Below are 5,730 nucleotides of genomic sequence, written 5' to 3'. Positions count from 1 at the left end.
GGTTTTTCGCCACAACAGTTTTCTTTCTTGCCGCAGCTTTTCTCCTTCCGTTTCATCATTCTATGGGGGTCAATGTGTTCCTGGACAGACATCACCGCATCCACAAAAGCTTCTACTTTTTCCTGACCGTACAACATTTCATACCTGCGAAACCGGTCAGCGGCCACGGCCATGGATTCTATGATATCCCTGAGGTTGGTATGGCTGAAATAAACATTGTTTTTAAAGAAATCGCAGTGGGCCAGCACATGGGCTGCCACCATTTTGTTCTGGATGATGGTATTGCCTTCCAACAGGAAGGCATAACAGGGGTCGGAGTTAATCACCATTTCATAAATCCTATCTAATGATAGGTATTTATTCCTACAAATATCTCCATTTTCCTTCCTGTTATGCTAAAAATATCTAATTTTGGTTATTATTATTTGGAGTTTTTCAACAGTCTCCTAGTGTTGCATAAAAATAACTGCCTGCTGTAAAAATGGTAAATTGCTGGAAAAGATGATAAATGCCATACTAATCTAAATTTTCAGACATGCCTTCATGGCTAATATTTTAAAAGGACAATGACGCCATAAAGGTAATCCTGGTCCACATTAGTTACAATAATTAACTTTTAAACAATATTCTACAAGTAGTTTAACTCTACATCAGTGGCGTTTAAAAAGCTGGAACCAAAGGATTCAATCTGCATCATCAACAGGTCAAAATCGCTGTTATGATCTACTTTTCGCCTACCACGGGAAGCTCTGTCCGGCGGCTTTTTTAAAACCTCAATCAATAACGAAAAAGGATTGTAAAGGTGGTCGGCCACAAGCCGCATGATATCCAGCAAGGGTTTCTTCAAGGGTAAAGTTTGTTGGGTCATCTTCAGCAAGCAATACATTATAAGGGCCACCCATATTTGACCGTAAACGGCGTTATCGCTGGTACCAAACAATTTTTTGACCTTGAGATGCTGCTTCAACCACTTGAAAAACAATTCCACCTGCCATCTCAACCGGTAGATTTCCGAAATCTCAAAGGCATCCAGGTCGAAATCGTTCATCAAGATAATAATCAGGTTCCCTTCGCTGTCACGGGTATGAATCAGCCTCAAACGATGTTTCATTCTGGTCTTTTCAGGGGCACCCAATAAGACGATGCTTTCCACCATGTTTGTACCGGCAATTGGCCGTTGTTCAATGATTTCAACCAGGGTGTTTTCCTTTAAGCGGGTAACAAACCGGATACCGGCTTCGCAATATTCATCCCATTTCTTGTAATCCACATAGCCCCGGTCAAAAACATTCAGAGCGTCAGGATCAACTACGACCAATTCATCCAACTGGGATTTATCCGAAACCTTGGCGGGGGTGAGAATCGCTTTATCTGGTAAAATGTGACCATCTTGGATTTGGATTCTCTGATGAATTTTAATCCCGGCCTTGGTCCGGCGAAAAACAGCCCATCTAAACTTGGTCAGGCACAGGGTAATTGTGCTGGAGTCAATGATGTGGATTCGGCTTTCTTTGGGTTCCCGGTAAGCGGAAGTTCTGGTTTTGATCAGCGTTTCTTTGGCTATTGCAGTGAAGGTGTCAGCCCATAATGTGTTTTCCCATTATGTAAAGCTTTACATAACGGTAAGTCGCACCTGGCAACTGGACTGGGTATAGAGGCTGTCCGGCGTGGCTACAAAGTCCATTTCACCGGCATGGAAGAACTTGTGGGACTGCTTAAAACCCAGGAGATTACCCGTTCTTCCCGGGCCAGGATAAAAAGGCTAACCACCTCTGACCTGGTCATTATTGACGACTTGATGTTCATGGCCATCGACCGCCAGGAAGCCAATCTTTTTTTCCAGCTAATTAACAAGCTTTACGGTCAGACCTCTTTAATTATTACTTTCAACAAGGGGCCTGAGGAATGGGGAGAAATTCTGGGTGATCCGGCCATCACCACGGCCATTTTGGACCGTATTCTTCACAAGAGTGAAGTCCTGGCTTTAACCGGAGACAGCTACCGGCTTAAGCATAGGCAAACCATCTTCGGGCCTTTACAGCCTGATATTATCAAGACACTCAAGAGTGATTTATGAGGCAACCATTTTTGGAATTTACTGGATGTTAAAAATTATTTATCAAAATTTGTTCATTTCTACTTGACGGTCACACGGCCCGCCTCCACCACCATATCCACAGTTTTTTTAAATATAACTTCTACTTTTTCACGGGTCACATTAACCTGCTCAACGTACTCCGCGATGATGTCTTTACATTGCGCGGAGTCTTTATTTTTTAGCAGGGTGAAATAGTGGAAGTTTCAAGAGATTATTTATAATTTGAAAAAGTTCTAGGTTCTGTTTCTGAAGCTACTTTCCATTGAATATTTATTTTTACATCTTCCAAGATCCGTACTGCTTCTGATTCTTTCATAAGTTTAGATGGTTTTTTGGATAATACAGAGGTTGACATAGTAGAAGTTTCCTTGACATCAGGGATGGCTCCACCTGGTTTTTCGGCATTCCAAGTATACTTACCCCGAACCGGAGGTTTATAATGTGAAGGCCAGTCCCCGGAACGAAAATCCGGTTCAATTGTAACATATTCTAAGGGCAGGTTACCTTTATATCTGGCCTCAACTCTTCCGACGACTATCTCATTGTTCCATTCAATTATGGCATTTATATCCCAATCTTTGTCGGTCAAAATTTGTTTTGAAATGCTTTTATAATTTTGATTTGAGCAACCAAAACTAAATAACATGGCAAGTATAACTAACATAGATAACAAAAGCTTAACTTTCATGACAACCCTCCTGTTTAATTGAATTTATATTAATTAAAACAATATCGAGTAGAATAACGCCGTAGTAATTTGCTACGGCGTTAGCCCTCTCACAGAACCGTACGTACGGGCCTCGTATACGGCTCCTGATAAACCTCAGTCACTTCCCTTGGAAGTGATGCAAAATGCCGACATTATACGATGTTAGGTTGATTAACCCCGTTTCATCAAACCACTTGTTAGGTAGTGCCATATTTATTAACGGACTAGCTGAGTTTCTCCATCTTCGCATGGATATTTTCTCAAACTTTCCTTTATAGCCCCGCCTTCGTAGGGTTTTGTGAAGTTGCCTCCAACTTTTCCACTCTCTCATTTGCTTCATTCGCAGTCGTCGCCTTATCCACTCCATAAGTTGTTCTGTTAGCTTCTTGCAGTTCGCCAGTCTGAAGTAGTTAATCCACCCTCTTAACACTGGATTTAGCTCTTTTATCATTTCTTCAATGTTCATCCCGTGGTTTCTCGGTGTTAGTTTCTTGATTTTGTCTTTTATACTCTTGATCTTTTTAGGATTTATTGAGATAAACTTTGATCTAATGATAAAGCCTAGATAGGCAACTCCTTTACTCACATTTGTGATGTGTGTTTTCTCCTTGTTGACTGTTAATTTTAATTCGCCTTCAAGGATTTCCGTGGCTATCCGTTTATATTGCTTTGCTTCTTTGAGGGTTTTGCCAAATATGAGAATGTCATCGGCATAGCGAACGATGCGAATTCCCTTATTCTTCATAGCCTGGTCAAAATGGTCTAGATATATATTAGTAAGCAACGGGGAGATTACCCCGCCTTGCGGGCTTCCTAAATCTGTTCCTTCCCAGGCACCATCTTTCATTACTCCTGCGGTGAGAAATTTGCTTATCAGTTTTAGCACTTTTCCGTCACTGACTTTTCGGGCTACCCCTTTTAGTATTAGTTCATGATCTAGTCGGTCAAAGCATTTCGATAGATCCATGTCTACTACGTGTTCCAGTCCATATTTGTTAATAAACATCTCTGCCTTGGCTACTGCCTGATGGCAGGATCTATTTGGCCGGTACCCGTAGCTTGAGGGGTGAAAGTCTGGTTCGAATATCGGTTGCAAAATGTTGAGTAATGCCTGTTGGACTACCCGGTCCTTTACAGTGGGTATACCTAGCGGCCGCTTACTTCCGTCCGGCTTTAGTATTTCCACTCTCAGTACCGGTTGTGGTTCGTATGTGCCGGTTTTCAGTTCATAATGAAGTTGGCTTAGCCGTTCCTCTAGGTTTTCGCCGTAGGCTTTCACGGTCACCCCGTCTACTCCGGGGGCTCCTTTGTTGGCTCTCACGGCTTTGTATGCCTTTTCGAGGTTTTCAATTCGATAGACCTTGTCTATCAGGCTGTACCATTTCTTCATTATTTCACCTACTTCCGCTATGCTTCCTTGGTCTCTTCCAATTGTGTGACAGTCTCTTCTTGCAATTTCCCGGCGTTTCTAGCTCTGGGGCAATCTTACCTTGGATTTATTGCAATACTCTGTCTGGGCAGGCGCTAAATCCAGCGAGTTCGTCACTCCCGATTCTAGCGTTCCTCTTGGCATTTCAGCCTTGATTGTCTTCCCTCTCACAGTTGCCAGATCCGTTAGTTGCATACTTTGGTTTATCTTCGTCCCTTCGCAGATCATAATGGCTTTTGGCTCATTATGGCTCATTGCAATTAGATGCAATGTCCCCTCAGTTTTATCCTCCAGTCTGTTACCAACCTTCATTGGCTGCGGGTTTATCACTACTACGGACTCATCTGCCACCCAACACCACGTCTTCTCTACCTTGCGTTTCCGCTTGTTTGAGCTTACCTGCGGGGCAGGATGATATTGGGCTTCCCCGGTTAAGTTTGCTTGCCTGAACTTGAACGCATCCGTCCTAACCTTTCGAGTTATCCAGCTTTTGGGCTTTCCCATATACTGCAAGGTTACCCACTCGATAGGCCAACATCGGTTCGCTTTCGCTATGTTCCAAGTTCCCCCTTCAGCTTCCTTCAGACCCACCGTTACCAGTGACGCCCTTGCCTACGAGTTGTCTTCCCGCTGGTTAGGTGACAGGGTTTCTTTCAACCCATCGGCTCGGCAAACATGCCGGGCGAACACACAATATTCCTCCTAGCAACGCTAGGAGGAATATTGCTTACTTAAAGCTTTATGAAGGCCAAGCACTCATATTCTCCCCAAACAGATAGCAGGAGAGAAATTCCCATGATGATCCTCCACGAGTTAACGTATCTCTTTGCTCACCAACCACATAACATCCTGCAACAGTACAATTTATATAACCATCATTACTGATTGTATTAGTATAAAGCTTGCCCCATGACATAGGAAGTGGGTTGCTATAATCCTCTCTACCACACCACTTACCACTAGTATTATAACCTAACCATTCTGCACCATACCGAGAGGAAGAAATGGATACAGAGCTATCGGCACGATACCATTTTGCTTCCACTTTTTCTGGCCTAACCCATAAAATGGTGTTGGAGTCTCTATAGGAAGAATAATAGAAGGTACCAACATGTCTTATGCTATAGGAGTCATCATAATTCATCCCAACCCTTCGAAGCGGCAACCATGATGGGTAACTTGACAGAGTTTAGTTGTTGGGGCTGAGTTAAAAAGCCCAGAAGCTGACGGTATTGCCTATCCAGAAATAGATGGATATAATGACCATAACTTAAAGAAAGGAAAAGGACATCTCTGTAGTGCGTGGTACTGCGCCAACAGTATCACTAGAGATGTCCACCCAACAAGTATGATCATTGTATCAGATTTTTCGCTGGTTGAGAATCCTGTAAATGGCGTTTTCTGTTAGGAGTGCGGAAATAGTCCCTTGCCCTTGTTGTGGCAGAGAGTTAAGGGTAATCGGAAGCCGTCTACGCAAATCGATCAAACCATCCG

At 43.1% G+C, this 5,730-nt stretch carries 6 protein-coding genes; 1 reads left to right on the top strand and 5 read right to left on the bottom strand.

Annotation, left to right across the window (positions count from 1 at the left end; translation table 11 throughout):
* Positions 1 to 329, bottom strand: a 329-nt coding sequence (locus BUB67_RS15670) for a SpoVR family protein (RefSeq protein ID WP_238457089.1), incomplete at its 3' end; no start/stop codon positions are given.
* Positions 330 to 628: 299 nt separating this feature from the next.
* Positions 629 to 1,564 (bottom strand): IS4 family transposase, encoded by a 936-nt coding sequence (locus BUB67_RS15665; RefSeq protein WP_084127780.1) that lies wholly within the window; start codon positions 1,562 to 1,564, stop codon positions 629 to 631.
* A 69-nt stretch (positions 1,565 to 1,633) separates the two neighbouring features.
* Between BUB67_RS15665 and BUB67_RS15660 the strand changes: the two genes are divergently transcribed.
* The gene (locus BUB67_RS15660; protein ID WP_084127779.1) at positions 1,634 to 2,077 is read left to right on the top strand and encodes an ATP-binding protein; all 444 of its coding nucleotides are present in this window, start codon (positions 1,634 to 1,636) and stop codon (positions 2,075 to 2,077) included.
* A gap of 232 nt (positions 2,078 to 2,309) precedes the next feature.
* Here BUB67_RS15660 and BUB67_RS15655 read toward each other — a convergent pair whose 3' ends face one another.
* The 3 genes from BUB67_RS15655 to BUB67_RS16275 all read right to left on the bottom strand — a co-directional run bounded on the left by BUB67_RS15655 (position 2,310) and on the right by BUB67_RS16275 (position 5,380).
* Positions 2,310 to 2,786 carry a hypothetical protein gene (locus BUB67_RS15655; protein ID WP_073240295.1) on the bottom strand — a complete coding sequence of 159 codons (477 nt, stop codon included), beginning with the start codon at positions 2,784 to 2,786 and terminating at the stop codon, positions 2,310 to 2,312.
* A gap of 139 nt (positions 2,787 to 2,925) precedes the next feature.
* Positions 2,926 to 4,197: a group II intron reverse transcriptase/maturase gene (ltrA, locus tag BUB67_RS15650; protein ID WP_073240294.1), complete on the bottom strand. Its 1,272-nt coding sequence runs from the start codon at positions 4,195 to 4,197 to the stop codon at positions 2,926 to 2,928.
* Between the two features lie 778 nt (positions 4,198 to 4,975).
* Positions 4,976 to 5,380, bottom strand: a complete 405-nt coding sequence (locus BUB67_RS16275; protein ID WP_143157123.1) for a hypothetical protein — start codon at positions 5,378 to 5,380, stop codon at positions 4,976 to 4,978.
* Between the last annotated feature and the right edge of the window lie 350 nt (positions 5,381 to 5,730).

The sequence above is a fragment of the Desulforamulus putei DSM 12395 genome, from assembly GCF_900129195.1.
Lineage (GTDB): Bacteria > Bacillota > Desulfotomaculia > Desulfotomaculales > Desulfotomaculaceae > Desulfotomaculum > Desulfotomaculum putei.
This window is presented reverse-complemented; position numbering and strand designations above follow the sequence as displayed.